This window comes from Cutibacterium modestum (assembly GCF_008326345.1).
In the GTDB taxonomy this organism is placed as follows: domain Bacteria; phylum Actinomycetota; class Actinomycetes; order Propionibacteriales; family Propionibacteriaceae; genus Cutibacterium; species Cutibacterium modestum.
Genome location: NZ_BJEN01000002.1, coordinates 194,877 through 219,959, shown reverse-complemented (window position 1 = coordinate 219,959; position 25,083 = coordinate 194,877). Strand labels below are relative to the sequence as shown.

Below are 25,083 nucleotides of genomic sequence, written 5' to 3'. Positions count from 1 at the left end.
CCGGCCGCCAGCACGGTCAATGCTGGCGATCCAGTTCGGCATTAAGTGTCACGACATTGACCCTAGTCTCACCGAGGAACCCAAGCTGGCGGCCCTCGGTACTGTCGTCGACGATCTTGCGCACGACGCGCTCGTCGAGATGCCGGGCCTTCGCCACACGTGCCACCTGGATGCCGGCGTACTCGGGGCTGATATGTGGGTCCAGACCCGACGACGACGCCGTCAGAGCATCAGCAGGTACCCGGGCAGCATCGACGTGGTTAAAGGCCGCCACCTGGCCGCGACGCTCCTTGATGGCCTTGGCCAGGTCTGGGTTTTCCGGCCCCAGGTTGGAACCGCCCGAGGAAGCGGCATCGTAACCGTCGTCACCAGCCGCCGAGGGACGCGGCTGGAAGTACTTCGGCAGCGGCTTTCCATCCTTGTCGGTGAAGGACTGGCCGATGAGCGTCGAGCCAACCACCCTGCCGTTGACCTCCAATTGCGAGCCGTTGGCCTGGTGATTAAACATCAGCTGCCCCAACCCAGTCACCACACCGGTGTACCCGACGCCGACGATCACGGTGAACAGCAGAATCGTACGCAATCCGACGAGAAGGGTACGAGCCCTGGAGGAAATGATCACGATGAACTCCGATCAGAATCCGGGAATGAGACGGATAAGAAGGTCGATGAGCCAGATGCCGATAAATGGCGCGACGACACCACCTAGCCCATAGATGCGCAGGTTCCGGGCGAGGATCTTCGACGCCCCGGCGGGCTTGTAGGCCACACCCTTGAGGGCCAGCGGCACCAGGATGACGATGATGATGGCGTTGAAGATGATCGCCGAGAGTACCGCCGAGGCCGGCGAGTGCAGACCCATGATGTTGAGGGCCGACAACCCCGGGTAGGTCGTCATGAAGATCGCGGGGATGATCGCGAAGTACTTGGCAATGTCGTTTGCGATCGAGAAGGTCGTCAAGGCACCGCGCGTAATAAGCAACTGCTTGCCAATTCCGACAATGCTGATGAGCTTAGTCGGGTCGGAGTCGAGGTCGACCATGTTGCCAGCCTCCTTGGCGGCCGAGGTGCCGGTGTTCATTGCGACGCCGACGTCTGCTTGCGCCAGGGCCGGGGCGTCGTTGGTGCCGTCACCGGTCATCGCAACCATCCGACCACCCTCCTGCTCCTTGCGAATGTAAGCGAGCTTGTCCTCCGGGGTGGCCTCGGCCAGGAAGTCGTCGACACCGGCTTCCTTGGCGATGGCAGCTGCGGTCAGCGGGTTGTCGCCAGTGACCATAACGGTACGAATGCCCATTCGCCGCAGCTCAGCAAACCGGTCGGTCAGACCCTCCTTGACAATGTCCTTGAGGTGGACGACGCCGAGCACCTTTCCCGAGTGGTCCGGGGTGCGCACCGCCACGACGAGCGGAGTGCCACCAGACTGAGAGACCGAATCCACCCGACGATCCATACGGGCCAAGGTGTCGATGTCCATGTCGACCTGGGCCTGCGTCAGCCAATCCCTCACCGCCGAGCCGGCACCTTTGCGGATCTGGGTGCCGTCGGGAAGATCGATGCCCGACATCCTGGTTTGGGCGGTGAAGGGGACAATCTTCCCCTGCTCACCAAAGGCGTCCGGATCGAAACCCTGCTCGCGAGCCAGATCGACGATCGAGGTGCCCTCCGGGGTCGGATCGGCTAGAGAAGACCGAGCGGCCGCGTCGCGGATTTCCGCGTCGCTCACACCCGGCATGGCGATGAACTCGCTCGCACGACGGTTGCCATAGGTGATCGTGCCAGTCTTATCAAGCAGCAGGGTGGTGACGTCCCCGGCAGCCTCCACGGCACGTCCGGACATCGCCAACACGTTGTGCTGCACTAAGCGGTCCATACCCGCAATACCGATGGCCGACAGCAGAGCTCCGATCGTCGTCGGTATGAGGCAAACCAGCAGGGCCACCAATACCGTGATGCTCACCGGTGTGGCAGCCAGGGATGCGATCGGGTTGAGAGTCAGGGTAACGAGGACGAAAACGATCGAGAGGCTCGCCAGCAAAATATTAAGGGCGATCTCGTTGGGAGTCTTCTGACGCCCGGACCCTTCAACCAAGGCAATCATGCGGTCGACGAAACTTTGCCCGGGCTTCGAGGTGATCTTGACGATGATGCGGTCCGAAAGCACCGTCGTGCCACCGGTGACAGCAGACCGGTCTCCACCAGACTCACGTACCACGGGGGCTGACTCGCCGGTGATGGCCGATTCGTCGACCGAGGCGATGCCCCAAACGATGTCGCCGTCGCCCGGGATCGTCTGGCCCACCGCCACGACGACCACGTCGCCATACTTGAGTTCCGAGGAAACGACTTCGGTTGTCGTAGTGTGCTCGACGGACGGATCGTTCCGCTCGTCCCAGCCGTCGACGCGAATCGCGCTGGTGGCGGTGCGGGTTTTGCGCAGCGTCTCGGCCTGAGCCTTGCCGCGGCCCTCGGCGATCGACTCGGCGAGATTGGCGAAGATGACGGTCAGCCACAGCCACACCGCGATGACCGTGGAAAAACCGGTCGAGACGCCGACATTGCCAGTAAGCAGCTCCAAGACGGCGACGATGGTTGTCAAGGCTGCGCCAGCCCACACCAGGAACATGACCGGGTTGTGCCATTGGGAACGCGGGTCGAGCTTGCGGATGGCGCCAGGCAGGGCTTGACGCACCTGGGCCCCGGTGAGGCCACGGGATCGCGAATTCGTAGTGGTGATGGTCATGATCAGATCAATCCTTCGGCCAACGGTCCCAGCGTGAGGACCGGGAAGAAGACAAGCGCCGTGACGAGGACCGCCGTGAACACGATAAGGGTGATGGACAGAGCGTTGTGGGTGGGAAGGGTCCCTGCGGTAACGGGCACCGGTTGACGTTCGGCCAGGGCTCCGGCGAGGGCCAAGACCAGGATGATGGGCACGAAACGCCCGAGCAGCATTACCACGCCAAGAGCGGCGCACAGCCAGTTCGTCGACGCGTCTAAACCGGCAAAGGCCGAACCGTTGTTGTTGGCGGCCGAGGTGAAGGCGTAAACCAGCTCGGACAACCCGTGCTCACCCAGGTTAGCGATCGAGGTATTGACGACACTACTGCGTAGGCCCGGAGCGGCCAGGCTCAGAGCCACGCCGCACAGCACTAAGGCCGGCATGACAAGGATGTACAAGGCCGACAGTTTCATCTCGCGTGGACCGATCTTCTTGCCGAGGTATTCAGGCGTACGACCGACCAGCAAGCCAGCGATGAAGACCGCGATGACGGCGATAACAAGCATGCCGTAGAGACCACTTCCCACACCGCCCGGGCTGATCTCCCCAAGCATCATGTTTAGCATGGTGAACATGCCTCCAATGGCGGTGAAGGAATCGTGCATCGAGTCGACTGCGCCGGTGGAGGTCATCGTCGTCGAGTTAGCGAAAAGGACCGACTGGGCCAATCCGAAACGCTGCTCCTTGCCCTCCATTGCGGCTCCCGCAAGGCGCGCGGCAGAGCCGTGACCAGAGAACTCAGCAGCAGCCATGGCAAATAGGTTGACGGTGAACAAAACGACCATCGCAGCGAGTATCGCCCTGCCTTGCCGCACATCTTCCACAATCTTCCCGAAGGCGCGAGGCAACGAGAACGGGATGAGCAGGATGAGGAAGATCTCTAACATGTTTGTCCACGGCTGCGGATTCTCGAAGGGATGGGACGAGTTGCCATTAAAGAAGCCACCGCCGTTGGTGCCAAGTTCCTTGATGGCCTCCTGCGATGCGACGGGGCCGCCCGGGAGGACCTGACTGCCACCGGCAACCCCGGTGATATGCATGAACCCGGTAAAGTTTTGAATCACTCCGCCTGCGATGAGCAGAAAGGCTGCCACAGCTGCGATCGGCATGAGGATGCGCAGGATGCCACGAGTGAGGTCCACCCAGAAGTTGCCGATGGTGTGTTCACCGCGGCCGACAAATCCACGCACCAGCGCAACCGCCACGGCGATTCCAGTGGCGGCGGAAACGAAGTTCTGCACACACAGGCCGGCAAGCTGGACAAAGTACCCGAGGGTCGCCTCCGGTGAGTAAGCCTGCCAATTGGTGTTCGTAACGAAAGAGATAGCAGTGTTGAAGGAGACCGCCGGATTTACCGATCCCTTGTCCAAGGACCATGGCAGCCACGACTGGCAACGCTGCAGGGCGTAAAGGAGGGTGACCCCGCACAAGCTAAAGGCAAGCACTGCACGGGCATACGATTTCCACGTCTGACCAGCGCGGGGATCGACACCTATCACGCGGTAACACCAGGACTCGATTTTGGTGTCCTGGTCAGAGGCGAAGACACGGGCTATGTAGTCGCCCAGATAATGCTGGACGAAACCGAGTGCGATGGCAAGTAGAGCCAAGCTCGCCAGGAAAGAGAGCCACGTCGTTAGAAACGCTCCGGGCGGATGAGGGCGATTACGAGGTACACAACGGCGGCGATACCGAGAGTGACGGCCACCAGATTGAGGATGGTCATAGCGCATCGACCCCCTTCACACACAGGGCAAGCAGGATGAATAGGGCGATGACACCGAGCAGCCAGATGACGTCGAGCATGACAGGCTCCTTGACGATAACCCGGGATTTCCGGGGTGCCGGTTGTGGCACCACCACCCATCGAAATCGCGTGAGCAGGCCGTTGTCGCGCTTCCCTACGGATCCCATATGGGGGGTGCGCAGGATCCTGACGTTTTCCTAACATCCCCGGTCCGAGGCGGTTCCGGGAGCTGAGCCCCCGATGAGCCGCCACCCACCACACGGGTGTCAAGTCCCCCTCCCCCTGGCCTCGTTGAGGCTTCACCTTTTACGGCATGCCCCTCGTCACGGTGCCTCCCCCGAATACCTTTGCCATGGCGCCCTTTCCTCGCCGCAGTACCCCTGCTCCCCGGCATCGTCGCCACGACCCCTCCACCTCCTCCAGCCCGGGGGTGGCGATCAGGGTTATAACCGCCCGTAGTGCCATCCCACATGGTTGGGGTAAGGATGGACGGCAAGTTTTCCACAGCCGGATCGGGCGACCTGGCTGGGGTTGTCCACAGGTTTGGAAAAACATGGCGAACCTGAAACCCTGCGCCGATAACTGTGGACATGAGGGAAAGTCTTGAACTGGAACTGCGTGGCAGCGGTGGGGTAGCGCGCATTGTCCGTGACAGCCCGCTGCGAGGTCAGGCTGACCGAGCGGTCGCCCGTGGCGATGCAATACGTATCCTGCCGGGAGTGGTGGCCGCCACCAGTGTTGCCCACCGCATCGCCACGATGATCCAGGCGCTAAAGGTGTGGCACCGCGACGCGACGCTGGTCGGCATGGCCGCCCTGGTATTGCTCGGATTAGAGAATCCAGTCACTCAGCAACGCTGGGACTACACCGGTATCAAGGCCATCGAGGCGTTCTCGCCCACCCGCCGCCTAACGCGACCCCGCATCTGGGTGCATCGCTGGCATGTGCCTCACCACTTCACCATCGAAAAAGCAGGAGTACGAGTCGCGATCCCGGAAGTATCGGTAATCACCCTAGCAATTCAAGGTCAATGGGACTGGGTGTGCCAAGCTCTTCGCCAACACCTGGTGACCCCGACTTCGTGTCGGGCCGCCCGCAAAGCCCTCACGGGCCGGTACTCGAAGGCTGAGGTCGACCGTGGACTCGCCGATATCGACCTCAACCCCTGGTCGATCCCGGAGCTGGAATTGGCGCGGATCTTGCGGGCAGCCGGAATCACTGGTCACAGGCCAAACCATGAAGTGTGGGTTGGTGAGGGGAATTACCACTATTTCCTGGACCAAGCGTTTCAGGCCGAGATGGTGGATGTGGAGATGGAGGGCCGCTCGGTCCACGGCACCCTAGAAGGGTATGAGGCAATGATGCTGCGTTCGGCGCGCCTGGAGCAGGCTGGGTGGAGGATCCTGCACACTACCCCGACGATGCTGCGGCGCGATCCGAAGTTCGTGTTGGACTGGATTATCAATCACCTGCACAAACGCCACCGCCCGAAGACCACGTTCACCAACCAGGCTCTGCGCCAGATCATGAATGGCGCCATACCGGCATAGATCTCGCTAACCTCACCAACCAAGCGGCGGGTAATCGTGCCCGGTTGTGGAAATCAGGGTTACGAACCCACGGTCTGCAACCCCACCAAGCATCCCCGATGATCACGACCCATATCGCCACACGGAGGCGGGGGCAACGAGCAGAGGCGGAGCGGGCAGAAGAAGCGAAGATTGAAAAAGGAGGCGCAGCCGCCGGTAGGACACATACCTCCCGCTGGAGACACAGTGATAGCCCAGGAAGGCGGAGCTGCCGCCTCGATGGTCTACGACAGGGGTAACAACGTCAGTCCAGGAAACCGACCACGAGCCTTAGCTGATCTAGACCCTGTCGAAGGCCTGTATAACCTGTCGCACCACCGCGGCAGGGTCATCGGACGCCATGATAGCGCGCACCATCGCGACACCGGCCACACCGGTAGCCGCTAAAGCAGGGACATCGGCCACCTGAACGTCACCGATGGCGACAACCGGCAGACTGCTTGCCGCCACTAACTCCGGGTACCCCTGAACGCCGAGCGGGACGCGACCCGAATCCTTGGTCGGGGTAGGCCGAAAGGGCCCAGCCCCCACATAATCGAGTGCATCGGCAAACGGCTCAACTGATCTCACCAGGTCCAAGGTTCCGGTCGTGTACCCGACGATCGCGTCAGGCCCCAATATCGCCCGCGCATCACGCACCGGCAGATCCGCGGATCCAACATGCACCCCGTGGACGTTCCCGTGCGCCCGCATGGCCGCCCAAGCGACATCGGCGCGATCATCCACAACCACCCGGGTCGCAGAGTTCGCCCGACGAACCGCCTCGCCCACCTGCAAAACCAGTCCAAGCGAGTCACGAGTCGACACGTCCTTCGCCCGCACCTGCACCATTCCAGCGCCCGCTGCCGCGGCCGAGGCGGCCGTCTCGACAGTGCGGTGATCCGTCCCCGACGTCACCAAATAGCACCGCAGGTCCAAAGTCATCTCGTCTCCTCTATTCCGGTTCTCGAAACCTCGTCGAGGGCGTCAAGCAACTGCACACGAAAACTGCCAGGTCCGCCAGCACGCGCCGCAGCAACCTCCCCGGCCACGTCGAACCACGTCACGGCTGCCACCGCGGCCTCCACCGAATCGTCGGCCGCCACAAGGCACCCCGCAGTCAAAGCACCTAGCAGGCAACCGGTCCCCGTCACCCGCACCATCATCGGGTACCCGCGCACGATCCTCGCGGCAACCCCCTTAGCAGTTACGACAACATCTGTCGGTCCCGAAACCACGACGACTCCCCCGGTTCGGCACGCCACCTCAATGGCCGCATCGACGGCGTGTTCTGGGGCGTCAGCAGCATCGGCCCCGCGTCCACCCGGTCCGCCAACAAGGGCGAGGATCTCTGAGGCGTTCCCCTTAACGACGTCGGGCGCAGCATCGAGAAACTCCCGAGCCATCCGGGTACGCACCGGGGCCAGCCCGATAGCCGTCGGGTCAAGCACCCACGGGATCCCTTCTGGTCGCGCAGCAACAGTGGCCGGAATACCCATCATTCCATCGGTCGATAGGGTTCCCAGGTTCACCAACAACGCGTCAGCAGCCGTGACGACAACCGGCGCCTCCTCCAGCGTCTCGGTCATCATGGGACGCAACCCTGCCGCCAACAAACCATCGGCCACAAGCGACATACTGACCGTGGCCGTGAGGCAATGGACCATCGGGGCCCGACGACACACCGCCGCAACCACCTCGTTAACCGTCATGTCACCCTCGCCACATCGTCGATGTCAGTGTCAATGTCACTCGCCGATAACCGCGGGCCAAGGGCCGCACCCAACACCACAAGCAGCCCACCGAGGATAACAAGCACCAACACCGCACCAAGACGCCCGAACACTGCCTCCATACCCGGCAGGTAGAACGGGTACAGCGCAGGAAAAATGAGCGACAAGCTATACCCCATGCCATACCCGGTTGACCGCACCTCTGTTGGAAACCTCTCGGATAGGTAGGCTGAGATAGGATCGTAGGCGGATACCGTCGCAACCTGCAGTACGACCGCAAAAAGGGCAGCCCTGCCTGCCGACGAGGAACTCATCGCACCCCACCACAGCAGTGGACCCAACAGCGCCGCGCTCACACCCCACCAGGCCAACAGGCGACGTCGCCCCACCTTAGTCGACCAATGCCCCGCCAGAGCCATGAAGATCGCCTGGCCAACCGAGGAGACGCCCATCACCCAGGAGGTCGCGGTGGCAGTCAAGCCGGCGTCGGTACGCAGCCGCGCGGTGAGGATCAGCACTGTGGCGTCGGTAAGTAGCCACAACCCGGTCATGAGGGTAAAGACCTGCCGAAAGGCCGGCGCCCACGTCCCAGCGATCACCTCGCGTACTCCCGGTGCCGTGGCCCTCCACACCCCACGCGTGGCACCAACGCGATGGAAGAGCGGGGCATCACAGACCCGGCGGCTGTAGTAAACGATCATCCCGATGCTCATTGCGGCGCCGATGATGAACAGGACCCGCCATCCCCACGCAGCGTAGCGGCCCGGACCGAGGGCGGCGAGCATCACCGCGACGGCAAAGGCGATCGACGCCTGGGCCCACGGGGCCATCGACAGAATTACTCCAGAAGCCAGCCCCCGTATCCTCGGCGAAGACCACTCCATGGCCAGGGGGATGGCGGCCGAGTACTCACCAGCGACAAAGACCCCACCCAGGAAGCGCAGTAGCAGGATGAGCCCAATCGTCCAGCCTCCAATGAGTTTGTGGGTAGGCATAACGGCAATGAGCCCGGCACAGGTCGCGGTACCGGCGATTGCCAGCCGGGTGGTGCGGGTGCGTCCCAGACGATCCGAGATGCGCCCGAAGATCATCCCCCCAAGGGGACGTCCCAACAACATCGCGATGATGACGAGAGCCCCCACGCTGGCACCAGCCGAAGGCCCCGCAACTATCGCCATTGCTGGCACCAGAGCCGTCAGGGGAAGGAAAACGTGGATGTTGTCGATCCAGTTCCCGACGACACCGGCACGCAGGGCAGCGCGCCCTTCGGACGGCATCGACGCTCCGGCCGAGGCCCGGGCCACAGCAGGCACAGGTGCAGTCATGTGGAGTTAGTCAGACCCGCAGGGCCTGGTCGAAGAATTCCAACTCGTGACGGCAGGCCGTCAGGTAGGCATGGGCAGCGCGGGCCCGATTGGCCGGGGAGGCATTCTCGAAGGCTTTCTCGACCAAACCGATGGTGTGCGACGCGCCGTCAACGAACTCTGGATCTCCGTAGGTCTGCAGCCATGATGCATACGGGTGGACCTCGGGAACGTGCGGAACCTTGGCACCCAGGTGTGCGTAAAGCCAGAAACAGGGCAGCACCGCAGCCGTACCGACGACGTAGTCGTCACCCAACGTCTGCGCCAGCAGGAAGTCGGTGTACGCCAACGTCACCGGCCCTGCAACCACGTCGACGCGTTCCCCTAGCCAGGAGCGGTGCAGCTCTGCCTCCTCAACGAGACACGCCTGGGAGGACTGCGCCCACCACACCGACTCGTCTTGATCAACAGCACGAGCCGCCAAGACAGCTAGGGCTCGTGAGTACTGAGTGAGATACTGGGCGTCCTGTCCCAAGTAGAAGTCGAAGGCTGGCTTCGACAAGGTGCCGTCAACGAGGGCGGCAACGAAATCGGAGTTCTCAATGCGACGCGCGATGTCTCCGCTTGCTCGCCACAGCGCCGTCGTCCATGGTCCAACTGGGGCGACCGCTGCCTCCGGTGCAGGCTCAGCCGAGCCAGCCAACTTTTCTGGCGATTCTAACGGGTCGATCGGCGCGAACCATGCCACCGCTGAGGCATCCTCAGCTAGTCGACGTGCCCGATGAGAGTGATCTACCGGGCCGTGCCCCTGACCGACGTTCAACGCCGACCCGTACTGGATCGCTTCGTGCAGCCAGTCGGTGACCCACACCAACGCATCCGCCGGGGCAATCCCGGCGCCCAATCGCGTCGCCAGGGCCGAGGACAGTGAGCATCCGGTGCCGTGAGTATTGGTCGTCTCCACCCGGGCCGCCGGGGCCGTGTACATTGTCCCCTCCGGCGTCACCCACACGTTATCGACCCGCTGCGAATCCAAATGCCCGGTCTTGACGACGACGGCCACCCCGGTCTCAGACGCCCACCGACGAGCCTGCTCCACGGCCTGCTTTGGCGTCATCGCCGGATCGCTTTGGCACAGCACCGCAAGCTCCGGAATGTTCGGGGTTATAACGGTCGCGCGTCGACAGAACTCGCGCACAGCAGCCTCCGCGTCGGGGGCAAGAAGGCGGTCCCCGCTGGTGGCGACCATGACCGGATCGACGACGACCACCGGCGGTCGGTGCTCGTCAAGGAAAGCTGCAACCGCGTCAACGATCTCAACAGTGCCAAGCATCCCGGTCTTGACGGCATCGATCGTCACATCGTCGCTGAGGGCGGCCAATTGCTGAGCCAGGAAGTTAATCGGCGGGGTGTGGATGGCGCGCACCCCCTGGGTGTTCTGGGCCACCAAAGAGGTGACGACAGCCATCGCATATCCACCTGCTGCGGTGATCGACTTGATGTCGGCCGCGGTGCCGGCGCCCCCAGACGGGTCGGTTCCTGCGATCGACAGCACGCGGGGAATTGACCCCCGCTCGGCAAGCGCGTCAATAGTAGTCATCCCGGACATCCCTTCGCCAGTACGAACTAGATCAGGTTCCACGGGTGTGATCTCAGCGCCATCGAGGCGCACCCCGTGTCCAAGGATCAGTATGGCACCCCACCGCAAAGGACTTGTGCTCTGCCGCTGAAAACTGACGGAGCACCCGTAAAACTCCTACAAAAGTCGTTGTCAACGGTTCATCACGTTGTCGCCGCGCTATCGTGGGAAACGGTCGAAGTTCACTGGAGAACTTCCGGCGAAGTCGCATGAGGAGCACATCATGACGAACTTCCAACACAATTATCAGCGCAGCTACCCGGTGAGCTCGGATGGCACACCTTTCGTGCAGAACGACCTCGGCCGCTACACCCAAAACCACCCCTGCTCCACCCGATGACGTCGTTGAGCGCAAGGCATACCTGGTCGGCTCGGGGATCGCCTCACTCTTTGCCGCTGCCTACTTGATTCGTGACGCCCGAATGCCTGGGGAGAGCATCACCGTCCTCGAGGAATTGTCAGAACTCGACGGCGCGTTCGATGGATCAGGGGATGCGGAAAAGGGATTCAGGTGGCCGTGAGATGGGACAGCATTTCGAGTGTTTCTGGGACATCATGAAAGACATCCCAGCCTTGGAGATGCCCAAGCCCTACAGCATTTTGGATGAATTCCGGATCGTGAACGAAAACGACCCCAACATCAGCCCCTGTCGTATCATCAACAATTGCGGTCACAAGCGCAACGCCTCGAAAATGGGGCTCAACAGGAAGGGTCAGCTCGACGTCGTGAAGCTCTTGCTGGCCAAGGAGTCGAACACCTACTACACGTTGATCGAGGACTGGTTCAGGACTTCCTGCAATCCACCTTCTACACGCTGTGGAAGACAATGTCCACCTTCGAGCAGTGGCAGTCCCTCACCGAGTTCAAGCAATACATGCACCGCTTCCTGCAATATTTTCCCGGCTTCTCGAACCTGTCCTTCCTGCGGTTCAGCCGCTACAACCAGCACGACTCATTCGTGGTCCCATTGGTGAAGTGGCTCACCGATAAGGGAGCGAAATTCCAGTACGACACTGTCGTCTACGACGTCGACCTGGAGATCACCGCTCACTGCAACATTGCTCGCGGCATCCTCCACCACGACAGGGACGGCGGCGAGCATCGCATTGACATGTCCGCCAAGGACCTGGTGTTCGTAACCAACGGTTCACTCACCGAATGCACTCGGTCCGGCGACATGAACACCCCCGCTCTTTACCACAAGGACATGCCAGCGGGATGGGAGTTGTGGCGCAACCTGGTTCGCCGCTCCCCCGCGTTTGGACGTCTCGATGTCTTCTGCAGCGACGCTAACAAAACGGTGTGGCAGTCGATCAGCTTCAACTTCATTGACCGCGATCACCCTGCGCAAGATCAAGGAGTTGACGGGTAACGACCCGCTATCAGGACGCACCGTCACCGGCGGTATCGTCACCGCCGAGGACTCGTCGTAGTGCATCTCGCTGACATTGAAGAGCACCTACTTCCAGGACATCCTGCCGTGACGTTCTGACGATGCGCGTTGGGGGCAACCGCGGTTGAATGGCATCGTGACCGCCCAGAACCATGTCCGCTCCCCACACCTGCCCGTCACCCGGTTACGCGATCTGCTACTGGCCGACGTTCCGGCCTCCCGTCTGGTCGTCGCCTGCGACACGGTCGGCGGGATCGGGCCGCGTCCCGGCGATTCCTACCCGGCCGACCCGGTATGGTGCGCGCACCTGGGAGCGCGGGTGCCGCTGCTGGAGGTGCTGTGCGCTGGCGCGCGTCCGCTCATCTTTGTCGACACGCTGTGCCAGGACAGCGCCTCCGCCCAGCCCATGATCGACGAGTTCCGGCGCTGTGCGGTCGCCGCCGGGATCAGCCCGGATGCGGTGACAGGGTCAACGGAGGACAACGTCGTCACCACCCAGACAGGCATCGGAGTGACGATTATCGGCGTCATACCCGACGGGGATTTGCCGAAGGCCCTAGACGGTGACATCGTAGTGTGCGTCGGCGCCCCGATCTCGGCTCCTGACGACGACGTCACCCCTGATCGTCCTGAGATTGTCACCCTCGATGAGGTGCGAGCGCTCATGGCTTCAGGGAAGGTGCATGACTGCGTCCCGGTCGGGTCTCACGGGGTGGCGTGGGAGGCCGAATAGCTGTCCTCCACTGCGGGGCTGCGCATCGAATCCCAGCACACCGATGTCAACCTGACCCGCTCCGGCGGGCCATCGACCTGCCTCGTACTGGCGTGCGCCTCCGGCAACGTTGAGGAATTGTGTGGTTTGGTGGCTCCGGAGCGGCCGTGGGCGGTCATTGGGCATCTCAGTTCGGTGGTGTGAGAAACAGGACACTTGCACTTTTTAGCGACATCCACATCCCAACCCCCGCGACGAGTCCCATGTGCATGGTGTTAGTGTGCGATTGCCTCGAATCGGACTCGATCCGGGGCCCTCCACAGTGAGCGAAGTCGGTGTAAATCCGACACTGTCGCGCAACGGTGATGCCTTTGAGGCTCAGTCCGGTCGACTCTCTGAGGAGTGACAGTTGTCGACTCTCGCCGTAGGAGTCTGCCGGACGCATCATGCGTGCCCCCGCAAGCCCTGCGACATGACGATAGGGGAAACCGCGTGAGCATTCCGAAGACGCTGCCGAGGAGGATCTCGGCCCTCATCACCCTTATCGTCACCCCCAGCATCGCCTTGGCGGGCTGCTCGAATTCGAATGACACGTCCGCCTCCGGGAGCACGCCGGCCATCACGGTGTCAACAGGAGCCGGCGGCAACATGTCCGGGTGCATTCCTTCGGAATCCTTCAACAAACACAGGGATTACCTCCCAGACAAGGCCATCTTCGCCATGGCCAAGAACGTCCACATCAGCTACCACAAGTCCTACAAGATCATGACCCTCGGCAGGCAGGGAAAGCCGGCGCAGACCCTGGTGCTGCTGCAGTGCGGAGCCCCCAAACCCACACTGACCGGTGACCTTGCCAAGGCCCAGGTCATTAACGTGCCAGTTAAACGTGTCGCCGCCTCATCAACGACCCAGATCCCGGTCTTTCACGCCTTGGGGTCCTTAAACACGATCGTCGGTGTCAACCAGCTCGATCAAATTTACCGCGGCCCTGCTCGTGACGCCCTCGAGGCCCGGCACGTCCCTAGCTACGGGCCGGGCCGGATGCAAATCGACCCGGAAAGAATCATCGCTCTCAAGCCCGACGTCGTGCTGGCAGCCAGCTCAGAGGTGGGCGAGTTCGAGCAGGTGCAGTCCTCCGGCATCCCTGTGCTGAAGGACCTTGACTACCTCGAGCCCACCCCGCTCGCCCGAGCAGAGTGGATGAAGACCTATGGGGTCCTCCTCAATATGGAGGGCGCCACCAGGAAGGATTTCAACAGGATCGTCAAGCGCTACGACGAGGTTACGAAGAAGGCTAGGCACGTCATCAACAAACCCAGCGTTCTCGTTGGCCAGGAGACCAAGGGGCAGTGGTACGTACCGGGTGCCGACTCCTATATGACCAAGTTCATGACCGACGCCGGAGCCTCCAATGTCATGGACCAGGCCGTCAAGGGCATGGGATCCGCCCCGACCGACTCCGAGGTGATCTTCAAGTACGGGTCCAAGGCCGACTTCTGGCTCAACGGCAACTATATGTCTATGACGACGTAGCACAACAAAAATGACGCTCTCAAACAAAATCCGCGATACGCCAACCTATCAGCCTTCCAGAACGGCAAGGTCTGGAACCCCACCAAACGCACCGCCCCCGACACCGGAAATGACTTCTGGCAGTCCGGTGCCGTCCAACCCGACGTCGTCCTGGCGGACCTCACATACATCTTCCACCCAAACCTCATGCCCGGATACACCCCGTAACTACTACAAGAAGCTCGGCTAACTCTCCGGCCGCAGCAATGATCGCTGCGGCCCCATACCACTGGAGAAAAACATGCCCATCACTCGTCTGATCGCGGGTCTGGCCGCCACCACCCTGACCGTCGCTACCCTTACCGGATGCTCACACTCCGAGCACTCCGATTTCTCGACCGACAAGTCGTCCAGCCCGCCCTTCCGACAGGGCTGCATTAAAAACTTCGATTCTTCGAAGGATTACTTCCCCGACAAGACTACCTTCAGTGACGCCCGCGACATCACCGTGTCGTACCACAGGTCTTACAAGGTGGTGACGCTCAAACATCCGTCGAACGCCGCCACGGAACCGGTCCAGTACGTTCTGGTGCAGTGCGGCGCCCCCGACCCGCACCTGGACGGGGACCTCGCCAGGGCACAGCACATCACCATTCCCACTACCAGGGTGGCGCTGGGGTCATCTACCCTGCCCATGCAGTTCCAGATGCTGGGAAAGTTGGACGCGGTGGCTGGCATCGTCAACATAGATAGAGTCGGGAACCCGAACATCCGCCGGGCTCTCACGGACCACAAGGTCGCCAGTTTCGCAGCAGGGGACAACACCACCGAAATCAACACCGAGAAACTGGCGGCCTTGCATCCGGACCTGTTCATCTTCAACCTCGTCAGCGGTAGCGACAACACCAGCAAGGTGGACAAAATCAAGGAGATGGGCATCCCGATCGTCGCCGAACCCAACTTCCTCGAAAGTACCCCACTAGGGCGTGCCGAATGAATCAAGTACGACTCCCTATTTGTCAACGCTGAGAGGACCGCGAACCAGAAGTACGACGAGATCGCCAAGAAGCACCACATGACTGCCAAACGCACCGCGAAGGTGAGGGCGCGGCCGAGCGTCCTCTACGGTTCCGAGTACAAGGGCATTTGGTACATCAAACCTAACGAGAACTACTCCATCCAGTTCCTGCGTGACGCCGGCGGCGAATATGTGTTCAAGGACATCCACGGGGTAGCCTCGAAGAAACTAGACACCGAGGCCGTTCTCAAGCAGGGCCATGACGCCGAGTTCTGGATCGATGGGCCGGAGAAATCGTCCGTCCCGGAAATCCTCAAATCCGACCCACGCCTGAAATCACTTAAGGCCATGAACAATGGCAATGTGTGGGACTCCACCCTGCGCGCCGATCCAAAGCACGGCAATGACTACTGGCAGACTGGCGTCGTGCGTCCTGACCTCGTACTGGCGGACTTGGCCACGATCCTGCACCCTGAGCTCAACGCTGACCACCAGTTCTACTTCTACCGGAAAGCCGCCGCGCAGTGACCGCAACCCGGCGCACCACGCAGACCCAGAGGACGCAACAGGGACAACCGACGGATCAAACCCCACAGGAGACGCAAGAATCTCGGGAAACACTGAGGCGACGCAGAATGCCGTTGCCGATCCGTTTCACGATCCTCGGGGTGATCTTCGTCACCATCGCCCTGGCGGGCCTAGCACTAGGCTCGGTGAACGTCCCGCTGGGTGACGTCATGACCGTCATCACCGGGGGCACCAACATCGATCCGGTGTCCTTGACGATCATCCATGACGTCCGCGAGCCCCGCACCATTACCGCCCTACTCGTCGGAGCGGCGCTGGGAATGTCCGGGCTGGAGATGCAGACCCTGTTTCGCAACCCGCTGGCCGACCCCTACGTGCTAGGCATCTCGTCGGGTGCCAGTCTCGGCGTCGCCTTGGTGGTCCTTTCGACCTCGGCATCGGCTGGGGCAGCGAGTTTCGCTTCCGGGCTGGGACTCGGGCCAGATCTGCTGGTCATGGTCGCTGCGGCGCTGGGAGCGGCCGTCGTACTGCTCATCGTCATGCTGGCCGGACGGTTCATCCACTCCTCGACGATCCTGCTGCTGCTCGGCGTCATGATCGGGTACTTTGTGTCGTCGGGGGCCACCGTGCTGCTGTCGCGGGCCAGCCCGGAGCTCATCACCCAGTACACCCGCTGGCAGTTCGGCAGCTACCACGGGGTGACATGGGAGAACTTGCGGGTCATAGTGCCTGTCATGGTCGTCATGATCCTAGCCAGCCTGCTGCTCGCCAAACCGCTCAACGCCCTGCTGTTGGGGGAGCGCTACGCCCAGACGATGGGGACGAACCTCAAAGTGGTACGCACCCTGCTGGTGGCGAGCACCGCTATTCTCGCCGGTACTGCGACCGCGTTCTGCGGACCGATCAGCTTTCTGGGCATCGCGATCCCCCACCTGACACGTGGCGTACTGGGGACGACCGATCACCGTCACCTGCTGACCGGATGCATCCTCATGGGCGGTTCGCTCGCTTTGCTGGCCGACATCCTGGCACAGCTACCCGGTGACGACGTCCTGCCCGTCAACGCCGTCAATGCAGTGTTCGGTGCGCCGGTCGTCATGGCCATCCTGATCCGCTGGTACCGAGAAGCGGAGGCGACGTGACGAGCCTTGCGTTGTCGAATCTGGCGGTCGGGTACCGATTTGGCCGCCACGTCACCACCGTGCTGTCAGGGGTGACGGCATCGGTGGACTCCGGTCACAGTTGGGCTGGTCGGCCCCAATGGTGCCGGCAAGTCGACCCTGCTGCGCTCGGTCGCTGGTCTGCAGCCAAGCCTCGGCGGCGAGGTGGAACTTCATGGCACTCCGACGTCGCGGATGTCACGTCGCCAAATCGCCCGGATCCTTTCGACCGTCCTCACCGACCGGGTGGCGGTGGCCCGTCTTACCTGCCGCGACGTCGTTTCGCTGGGACGCCATCCATATTCGGGCATTGTCGGGCGGCTGCGGCCCCGCGACTATGCCGTCATCGACGAGTCCCTGGCCGCGGTGGGGGCTGGTAGCCTCGCCGAAGCCTTCATCGGTGAACTGTCATGGTAGCCCGCGCTCTGGCCCAGGAACCGTCCATCCTGCTGCTCGACGAGCCGACGTCCTTTCTCGACCCACCGGGCCGGATCGCCCTGCTCGGCATGCTGCGCGAGGTGTGCATGGCACGTGACATCGCGGTGGTGGTGTGCAGCCACGATATCGAGGCAGTGATGCGCTACACCGACATCCTGTGGGTAGCCGGGCGTGGCACTGACGTGACGATCGGGGCGCCGGAGGACTTGGCTCGCAACGGTTGCCTCGAGGAGGCTTTCCTCACCGAGGGAATCAACTTCGACCTGCACACCCTCACCTTTTGGGAGTCCGGCGAAGGGCGTCCGGCGGCGACGGTCATCGGGGCAGGAGTGGACGCCGACCTCGCCCGCCACACCTTGACCCGGTCTGGATACCGGGCAGTGGACGAGCCAGGCGACGCCGTGTTGTCGATCGGCGTCACTGATGGGGGCTGGACGGTCGATGACCGAGTACTGCCCACCCTGTCCCAGTTACACGATCACCTCGTTGCCCGCCATGGGCAGGACGGACACCGAGCATGAGCGTCCGTTACCTCGTGTTATGGCCTACTGCCGCCTGCGATCTCGCCTGCCCCTACTGCTACCGCCGCAACCGCCGAGGCGGCCGGATGCCTACCAAGGTGGCCGACGCCGCGGTCGACCTTGTTGCTGAGGGCGTGTATGCCACAAATCGGCCCGCACACGTTCAACTAGCCGGCGGCGAGCCGACCTTGGTGCCTTCCCTCATCGAGCACGTCGCCGAACGTGTTGTGGCAATCCGGTGTGGAAGGATCACCTGCGGCATCCAGACCAATGCGACGCACCTCGACGAGGACATGATCGCCATGCTGGCACGCCACCAAGTGCAGGTCGGAGTTAGCGTTGACGGGCCGCCGCAGGTGCAGGAGAGATCACGCGGATCAGCTGCGCAGACCTTTCGGGGACTGCTGGCTCTGGCTCGAGCCGACGTGCCAGTGCGGGTGACGACGGTGCTCTCGGCCCGTAATGTCGACCACCTCGACGAGCTGGCGGTCACCCTAGCTGGGCTACCTAACGTCACCGGATTCGGGCTCGACCCTTTGGTGCCGATTGGGAGCGCAGCAGGTCAGAAAGATCTGATGCCCTCCGAGGATGCCGTAGTCGACGGGATCACCACACTCCATCGGCGGCTACCACAGATCAACGCGCTGCGCGCCACACCCCTGCGCTGGCGGGAATTAGAGACCGTCCGCGCTGCCCTGCGGCGGGCCCCCGTACCCGCCGCGCCGGCCGTTGACTCCTCGGATCGCACCCTCCTGCCACTCTCAGTGTCGAACCGGCCCTACTGCCATGCGGCGGTCGAAGAGTCGATGGCGGTAGCACCGGACGGCGGCGTCTACCCCTGTTCCCAAGCCGTCGGGGACCCGACATCTCGGGCCGGAAACATCCATAACGTCGACTGGGAGGCCTTGCGGCGGCGTTTCTCACAGGATGCCCACACCCTGCGCGGGCCTTGTCACCGCTGTGCCCTGGCCGGACGCTGCCCCGGCGACTGCCCATCCCGGGTAGAAGCCAACGCCCTTGCCGACCCAGAACAACGCCGGACTCCACTCACCTGCCTCATTGACGACACCCTCGCCCGTCTGGAGACTGCACCATGACCACCCTGTGCTTCTTCTCATCCACCGGCGGCGAACTCACCCTCGTCAGCCAAGCCCTGCCACGGCTGTGCGCCGACGGTCTCGACGTCACCCTCTCCGGGCGCACCAAGGAGCAGGTCGCCGACCCGGACATGGCCCGCGCTTTCGCCCAGGCTGCCGCCCGAAGTGATGCCGTCGTGCTCAGCTTCCACGGCGGCACCACATCCTGCCCGGCATGGCCTGCACTGGTCGAGGCGTGGAAGGACCGTCGCGAATCCGGTCTACCGCTGCCCTGGATCCACATCCAACCCACCTCCGGCGACAGCGACGGCATGCTCGCCGCCCAGGATTGGGCCAGCGGACTCGACGACGGCACCTGGAAGGGTCTCATCGAGCTGCTGGAGATGGGCGGCCTGGACAACGTCGAAGCGGCACTGCGAATCCTCATCGACCGAGTGGCGGGAGGATCGGCGCCCATCCCCGACGTCGTCCCCGCCCCCACCGAAGGGATCTGGCACCCACGTCACGGCCTGTTCACCAGCCTCGCCGAGTACCGGCACCACCTCGATCCGGACCGCCCCACCATCGGGATCACCTTCCCGCGCAGCTACTGGTTGGAGCACAACACGGCCCACATCGAGGCCCTCGTCAAGGCCATCGAGGCGCTGGACGCCAACACCTTGCCGTTCTTCTGCCTGCGGCTCCCAGACTCCCGGCGGGGCAACCCTGGAATGGCCCAGATACTGGACACCCTGCTCCATAACGAGAATGGCCGCTGCGTCATCGACACGCTCATCGACGTACACGGGATGCCCATGACCGCCGGTATGCCGCAAAACGAGCAGGCCTACCCGAAGTTGGGGGTGAGCGTTCTACACGCGCTCACCTCGTACGGACCACATGCGGCCTGGAAATCCACCGCCCAAGGGATGGGGTCGATGGACATCGCCACCCAGGCGGCCCAACCGGAGTTCGACGGCGCCCTCATCACGAAGCTCCTCGCCACTCGAGAAGCCGATACCATCGACAACCTTACCGGGGCCATCGTGCCGCGGATGGTGCCGGTTCCAGGACGGCCCGAGGCCATGGCAGAGCTGGCGCTGTCGTGGGCCCGCTTGTCCCGTACCCCAGCAGGCCAACGCAAGGTGGCTATCGTCTTTCACCACCACCCACCGCGCAATGACCGCATCGGCTGCGCCACGGGGCTTGACACCTTTGAGTCGGTGCGCCAACTGCTCATCCGGATGGCTGAAGAGGGCTACGACGTCCCCGAGCAGTTCGAAACCGGCGACGACAGCGCTCAGCTGTTGCTGTCGATGCTCACTTGCGATCAGCGCTGGCTCACCCCCGAGCAAATGCACGACCGCGCTGAGGCCCACGCCGACTTGCCAACCTCACGACCTTGGTACTGGGCATTTCCCAAATCGGTCCGCGAGTCCATGGACCGCAACTGGGGACCGCACCCAGGCACGTTCTTCGTCCACGACGACGAGTTCTCCTTCGCCGGCCACATCGACGGCAATATTCTGCTGACGATTCAACCCCCACGCGGAAACTTCGAGGCCACTACGGATTCCGTCATCCACGATCCAGTGCTGCCGCCTCCCCACCACTACCTTGCCCAGTACCGTTGGATCCGCGACATCTTCAAAGCGGACGCCGTCATCCACGATCCAGTGCTGCCGCCTCCCCACCACTACCTTGCCCAGTACCGTTGGATCCGCGACATCTTCAAAGCGGACGCCGTCATCCACGTCGGCACCCATGGCAGTCTGGAATGGCTTCCGGGCAAGGGATTAGGCCTGTCCGAGGAGTGCTACCCGGAACTTGCCCTGGACCGGATGGTCAACATCTACCCGTATATCATCAACAATCCTGGTGAGGGCACCCAGGCGAAGCGACGCAGCGCTGCGGTCCTCGTCGACCACCTCACCCCGCCGATGCGGCAGGCCGGGTTGTACGATTCCACCGCCGAACTCGACCGGATCCTGCGCGAACACGCCGGCGCGGCGTCGCAGAGCCCCCAACGTGCCACACTCGTTGCCGAAAAAGTATGGGATACCGTCGTCAAGGCCGGCCTGGACACCGATCTGGGACTGACGGTCGATGACGTCAACACTGATCCTGTCGAGATACTCAACAAAGTCCACCACCATCTCCTCGATCTGCAAGACCGCGAAATCTCGGATGGTCTGCACGTGCTTGGGCAGCTCATCGCCGGTCAGGACGATCCTGACACGGCGGAGGTCGAGTACGTCGCGCAGCTCACCCGTCAACCCAACGGGTCGATACCTTCCCTACGTGAGGCCGTGCTGAATTCCTGGGGCACCAGCCTTGACGAGGTCGGCGCCAAGGCCGGGGAGCCGGTGACTATCACCACCGACCTGTCCGAAGGACTGACCGGACGTGAGATCATGGAAAAGGCCGATCGCCGCTGTCTAGAGTTACTGACCCCGGTCGTTGCCTGCCACCGCAGCGGAGGTTTAGACGCCGGAAAAGCTCATGCCCTGGCCACCCAGCTGTGCCAGGAACAACTCGGCGCCGAACGCGGGGACGTCATTGAAACCCTCACCTGGGTCCTCACTGATCTGATGCCGCGTCTTGACTCCACCAGCGACGAGATCGAGGCCATCCTGAGGGCCCTTGACGGCGGATTCATCCCGCCCGGGCCGTCGGGGGCGCCCAGCCGCGGCAACGCTCACATCCTGCCCTCCGGCCGGAACTTCTTCTCCCTGGACCCTCAGACGATGCCCACCCCGACAGGTTGGCGTGAAGGTGTCCAGCTTGCCGAACAGCTGCTGTCCTGCTATGCCGAGGCACACCCCGGCCAACCGTACCCACGCACTGTCGGAGTCGTGGTGTGGGGCACCCCAAACATGCGCAGCGGCGGAGCCGATATCGCCGAAATCCTGTACCTGATGGGGGTGCGACCACTGTGGGAGACATCGGGGCTCATCAGCGGGCTCCAGATCATTGACCCCGTCGAGTTGGGACGCCCCCGCATTGATGTCTCCCCGCGCATTTCAGGCCTGTTCCGCGACGCCTTCCCCAACCTCGTCGAGATGGTCGATCGTGCGGTACGGATGGTCGCCGCCCTACCCGAGCCCGACAACGTGCTGCGCACTCACGTCGAGGCCGATGCCGCAGACCTCGTCGCCCGCGGGGTCGACATCGAGCAGGCCCGCAGGAAGGCCACACTACGGGTCTTCGGTTGCCCGCCCGGCGGATACGGCGCCGGGGTGGAAGAGCTCATCGAGACCAAGGCGTGGCAGGACAAGGCCGATCTGGGACGGGCCTACATCGCCGCCTCATCCCACGCCTACGGCGAGGGGATTTTCGGAGACGTGGAGCCCGAGCGATTTACCGCAGCCTTGTCGCGAATGGACGTTACCGTCAAAAACGAGGACACCCGCGAGTACGACATGCTCAGCTGCACCGACTTCTACAACTATTACGGCGGTCTCATTGCCGCTGCGACCACGGTGCGAGGCGAGGCACCGGAATCGTTCGTAGGTGACTCCTCGGATCCGTCCCGGATCGCCACACGCACCACTACTGAGGAGGCCCGACTCATCCTGCGGTCCCGGATACTCAACCCATCGTGGATCGAGGGTCTGCAACGTCACGGCTACAAAGGAGCCGGAGACCTGTCCGCGGTGCTCGACATCCTCATTGGCTGGGACGCCACCGCGGACGTCGTCGATGACGGTCTGTGGGAGAGTGTTGCGCGCCGTTATGCCCTCGATCCCACCGTGCAGGAATGGTTCCGTGAGGTCAACCCGCACAATATCGTGGACAAGCTGCTCGACGCCGCCCAGCGCAAGGTGTGGAATGCTGATCCAGGCACCGTCGAGGAGTTGGAGGACACCTACACCGACATCGAGGGAACCATTGAGGAAGTCTCCGACAACCCGCAGCCGGATACCCCTACCTCCACCGCTGATGGTGGACTCGATCTTAGCTCGCTGGGGTTGACCTGATGACCTACCCCTTCGCCGCCATCGTCGGCCAGGAAGAGACAAAACTCGCCCTGTTAATGTGCGCAATCAACCCGCGCATCAGCGGGGTTCTGCTCAGCGGGGAGAAGGGGACCGCCAAGTCGACGGTGGTCCGTGGCTTGGCCGAACTCTTACCGGACCAGGTGATGCGCACCCTGGCTCTGGGAACCACCGAGGATCGTCTCGTCGGCGGGTTGGATCTTGAGACTACGTTGGCGTCCGGACGGCCAGCACTCCAGCCAGGTCTCCTAAGCGAGGTCGACGGCGGCGTGCTCTACGTCGACGAAGTCAACCTCCTCGACGACCATCTCGTCGATCTCGTTATCGACGCCTGTACTGGAATGGTGCGAGTCGAGCGAGAGGGGTTGACAGTCTCGCTGGCCAGCCGTTTCGTGCTGGTGGGAACCATGAACCCCGAGGAAGGGGCGCTCCGGCCCCAACTGCTCGACCGATTCGGGCTGTGCGTCGAAGTGCATGGTGAGACTGACCCGAGCGTCCGAGCTGAAATCATTCGTCGTCGTCTCGACCACGACGCAGATCCAACTCGGTTCCTTCAGCATTGGCAACAGGACCAGGACCACCAGGCGGCAGTAATCGCGCGAGCTCAAAGGATGGTCGACGGGGTGCGCCTCGACGAGGTCACCACCGAACTCATATCGTCGCTGTGTCGTCACAACCATGTCGCCGGGCATCGTGCCGATATCGTCTTGGCCGAGACCACCCGAGCTCACGCTGCCCTGGCTGGCCGAGGCATCGCCACCGAGGATGATGTGCTGGCGGTCAGCGAGATGGCGCTGCGGCATCGTCGGCGCGACGAGACCCCTTCCGGCCCTCCCCCGTCGCCCAGGCAACAGCTTGATCAGCACAACCAGCTCAAGGAACCTTCCCAGCAATCGGATCCACCAGACCTACCCGCTCCACCCCAGCGGACCGACCAAGGCCCCAACGGAGCTGTGGAAAATCGGTCGGGGAGCGAAGATCGTGCCACCCCATATGGCACCGACGGCCACAGCAAGCATGATCACCACAGCGATCCCGACAACCAGTCCGATACCCATTCCGCAGAACAAACAGCCACCATCGGTGAGCCCTTCGCCGTCCGCCTCCTAGAACCCAATCAGGATCATCTGGCCCGTCATAGCACCGGAAGACGTCTTCGCACCCGCAGCAGCGACCGACGAGGCCGTTACATATCTGCACGCCCCACCACCGTCCCCGACGATCTTGCCCTCGATGTCACCCTCCGTGCCGCCGCGGTGCATCAGAAGTCACGCCGGGCCGATCCGAATCGTCCCCCGATGGTGGTTCATATCGAGCCGAGCGACTGGCATGCCAAGGTGAGAACCAGGCGATCGCCTTCTTGCGTGATCTTCGTCGTCGACGCCTCGGGGTCGATGGGGTCACGGGGCCGGATGACCGCATCAAAGGGCGCTGTCCTCAGCCTCCTACTTGACGCCTACGTCAAGCGCGACCGGGTCTGCCTCATCGGTTTCCGCCGAGACCGGGCGGAGGTGCTCGTGCCGGTGACCTCCTCGGTGGAGGTGGCACAGCGAGGTTTGGCAGAACTGCCCACCGGCGGACGTACCCCACTATCGGCGGGGCTGGTCAAGGCCTGCGAGGTCGTACGACCCTTGTTGCTTAAAGACCCCGGTCTGCGACCCCTATTGGTGCTCGTCACCGACGGACGCGGCAACGTTGACCTGAACGGCCATCCCAACTCCCGGGCCACTGATGAGGCGATCCGAGTGGCCACCGAGATCGGCTCTGACACACGTCTCAGTTGGGTCGTCATCGACACCGAGGATCCTCGCGGCATCCGACTATCTCGGGCCCGCAACATCGCGACGGCCCTCGGCGGCCCCTGTCTGCGCATCGACGACCTGCGGACCGACGATCTCGTCAACGTCGTGTCTCACCTTGATCCCTCAGCAATCACCTCGAAAGGACCGCTGA

At 62.8% G+C, this 25,083-nt stretch carries 13 protein-coding genes, 6 pseudogenes and 1 riboswitch; of the genes and pseudogenes, 10 read left to right on the top strand and 9 right to left on the bottom strand.

What is annotated here, in order from left to right:
- Positions 1 to 16: 16 nt before the first annotated feature.
- Genes kdpC through F1563_RS05560 form a run of 5 tightly spaced genes read right to left on the bottom strand, consistent with a single transcriptional unit; the run spans position 17 to position 4,696 of the window.
- Entirely contained in the window at positions 17 to 622 is a 606-nt protein-coding gene (gene kdpC, locus F1563_RS05580) for a potassium-transporting ATPase subunit KdpC (RefSeq protein WP_002529252.1), read from the bottom strand.
- A gap of 12 nt (positions 623 to 634) precedes the next feature.
- Positions 635 to 2,743 carry a potassium-transporting ATPase subunit KdpB gene (gene kdpB, locus F1563_RS05575; RefSeq protein WP_002529253.1) on the bottom strand — a complete coding sequence of 703 codons (2,109 nt, stop codon included), beginning with the start codon at positions 2,741 to 2,743 and terminating at the stop codon, positions 635 to 637.
- 2 nt (positions 2,744 to 2,745) lie between these two features.
- A complete protein-coding gene (gene kdpA, locus F1563_RS05570) occupies positions 2,746 to 4,401 on the bottom strand; it encodes a potassium-transporting ATPase subunit KdpA (protein ID WP_149302634.1) in 1,656 nt (551 codons plus the stop codon).
- A gap of 17 nt (positions 4,402 to 4,418) precedes the next feature.
- On the bottom strand, positions 4,419 to 4,508 hold the full coding sequence (locus tag F1563_RS05565; protein WP_002529255.1) for a potassium-transporting ATPase subunit F: 90 nt from the start codon (positions 4,506 to 4,508) through the stop codon (positions 4,419 to 4,421).
- Entirely contained in the window at positions 4,505 to 4,696 is a 192-nt protein-coding gene (locus tag F1563_RS05560; RefSeq protein WP_002529256.1) for a hypothetical protein, read from the bottom strand. The genes F1563_RS05565 and F1563_RS05560 overlap by 4 nt, the downstream gene beginning before the upstream one ends.
- Positions 4,697 to 5,119: 423 nt before the next feature.
- Between F1563_RS05560 and F1563_RS05555 the strand changes: the two genes are divergently transcribed.
- Entirely contained in the window at positions 5,120 to 6,079 is a 960-nt protein-coding gene (locus F1563_RS05555; protein ID WP_002546733.1) for an endonuclease domain-containing protein, read from the top strand.
- Between the two features lie 318 nt (positions 6,080 to 6,397).
- Here the strand turns inward: F1563_RS05555 and F1563_RS05545 are convergent, their stop codons facing one another.
- The 4 genes from F1563_RS05545 to F1563_RS05530 all read right to left on the bottom strand — a co-directional run bounded on the left by F1563_RS05545 (position 6,398) and on the right by F1563_RS05530 (position 10,734).
- Positions 6,398 to 7,042, bottom strand: a complete 645-nt coding sequence (locus F1563_RS05545; RefSeq protein ID WP_002529258.1) for a thiamine phosphate synthase — start codon at positions 7,040 to 7,042, stop codon at positions 6,398 to 6,400.
- The gene (thiM, locus tag F1563_RS05540) at positions 7,039 to 7,809 is read right to left on the bottom strand and encodes a hydroxyethylthiazole kinase (RefSeq protein WP_002529259.1); all 771 of its coding nucleotides are present in this window, start codon (positions 7,807 to 7,809) and stop codon (positions 7,039 to 7,041) included. Before thiM ends, F1563_RS05545 begins: the two co-directional genes overlap by 4 nt.
- Complete coding sequence (locus tag F1563_RS05535; RefSeq protein WP_227432006.1) at positions 7,806 to 9,155, bottom strand: MFS transporter; 1,350 nt, start codon at positions 9,153 to 9,155, stop codon at positions 7,806 to 7,808. The genes thiM and F1563_RS05535 overlap by 4 nt, the downstream gene beginning before the upstream one ends.
- 10 nt (positions 9,156 to 9,165) lie before the next feature.
- Complete coding sequence (locus tag F1563_RS05530; protein WP_069181724.1) at positions 9,166 to 10,734, bottom strand: bifunctional hydroxymethylpyrimidine kinase/phosphomethylpyrimidine kinase; 1,569 nt, start codon at positions 10,732 to 10,734, stop codon at positions 9,166 to 9,168.
- Positions 10,726 to 10,820: riboswitch (TPP riboswitch) on the bottom strand. It overlaps the preceding gene by 9 nt.
- 176 nt (positions 10,821 to 10,996) lie before the next feature.
- Here F1563_RS05530 and F1563_RS13560 point away from each other — a divergent pair.
- The 9 genes and pseudogenes from F1563_RS13560 to F1563_RS05465 form a co-directional block, all read left to right on the top strand.
- Positions 10,997 to 12,204, top strand: a pseudogene (locus F1563_RS13560) (oleate hydratase); the annotation flags it as partial.
- 99 nt (positions 12,205 to 12,303) lie between these two features.
- A pseudogene (locus tag F1563_RS05510) lies at positions 12,304 to 13,083 on the top strand (transcriptional regulator).
- 444 nt (positions 13,084 to 13,527) lie between these two features.
- A pseudogene (locus tag F1563_RS05500) lies at positions 13,528 to 14,641 on the top strand (ABC transporter substrate-binding protein).
- A 51-nt stretch (positions 14,642 to 14,692) separates the two neighbouring features.
- Positions 14,693 to 15,937: pseudogene (locus F1563_RS13555) on the top strand (ABC transporter substrate-binding protein).
- Between the two features lie 113 nt (positions 15,938 to 16,050).
- Complete coding sequence (locus F1563_RS05485) at positions 16,051 to 17,079, top strand: FecCD family ABC transporter permease (protein ID WP_172623631.1); 1,029 nt, start codon at positions 16,051 to 16,053, stop codon at positions 17,077 to 17,079.
- A pseudogene (locus F1563_RS05480) lies at positions 17,076 to 18,056 on the top strand (ABC transporter ATP-binding protein). Before F1563_RS05485 ends, F1563_RS05480 begins: the two are co-directional and overlap by 4 nt.
- Positions 18,053 to 19,153, top strand: coding sequence for a radical SAM/SPASM domain-containing protein (locus tag F1563_RS05475; RefSeq protein ID WP_081414951.1), 1,101 nt, complete (start codon positions 18,053 to 18,055; stop codon positions 19,151 to 19,153). The pseudogene F1563_RS05480 and the gene F1563_RS05475 overlap by 4 nt, the downstream one beginning before the upstream one ends.
- On the top strand, positions 19,150 to 23,112 hold the full coding sequence (locus F1563_RS05470; RefSeq protein ID WP_149302590.1) for a cobaltochelatase subunit CobN: 3,963 nt from the start codon (positions 19,150 to 19,152) through the stop codon (positions 23,110 to 23,112). Before F1563_RS05475 ends, F1563_RS05470 begins: the two co-directional genes overlap by 4 nt.
- A pseudogene (locus F1563_RS05465) lies at positions 23,112 to 25,083 on the top strand (magnesium chelatase subunit D family protein). Before F1563_RS05470 ends, F1563_RS05465 begins: the two are co-directional and overlap by 1 nt.

What these genes read in the sequence shown, in the direction of transcription:
- F1563_RS05545 (WP_002529258.1), bottom strand. Translation starts at nt 7,042, where the DNA reads ATGACTTTGGACCTGCGGTGCTATTTGGTGACGTCGGGGACGGATCAC.
- F1563_RS05560 (WP_002529256.1), bottom strand. Translation starts at nt 4,696, where the DNA reads ATGGGATCCGTAGGGAAGCGCGACAACGGCCTGCTCACGCGATTTCGA.
- thiM (WP_002529259.1), bottom strand. Translation starts at nt 7,809, where the DNA reads ATGACGGTTAACGAGGTGGTTGCGGCGGTGTGTCGTCGGGCCCCGATG.
- F1563_RS05530 (WP_069181724.1), bottom strand. Translation starts at nt 10,734, where the DNA reads ATGACTACTATTGACGCGCTTGCCGAGCGGGGGTCAATTCCCCGCGTG.
- F1563_RS05555 (WP_002546733.1), top strand. Translation starts at nt 5,120, where the DNA reads ATGAGGGAAAGTCTTGAACTGGAACTGCGTGGCAGCGGTGGGGTAGCG.
- kdpB (WP_002529253.1), bottom strand. Translation starts at nt 2,743, where the DNA reads ATGACCATCACCACTACGAATTCGCGATCCCGTGGCCTCACCGGGGCC.
- F1563_RS05565 (WP_002529255.1), bottom strand. Translation starts at nt 4,508, where the DNA reads ATGACCATCCTCAATCTGGTGGCCGTCACTCTCGGTATCGCCGCCGTT.
- F1563_RS05470 (WP_149302590.1), top strand. Translation starts at nt 19,150, where the DNA reads ATGACCACCCTGTGCTTCTTCTCATCCACCGGCGGCGAACTCACCCTC.
- F1563_RS05475 (WP_081414951.1), top strand. Translation starts at nt 18,053, where the DNA reads ATGAGCGTCCGTTACCTCGTGTTATGGCCTACTGCCGCCTGCGATCTC.
- F1563_RS05535 (WP_227432006.1), bottom strand. Translation starts at nt 9,155, where the DNA reads ATGACTGCACCTGTGCCTGCTGTGGCCCGGGCCTCGGCCGGAGCGTCG.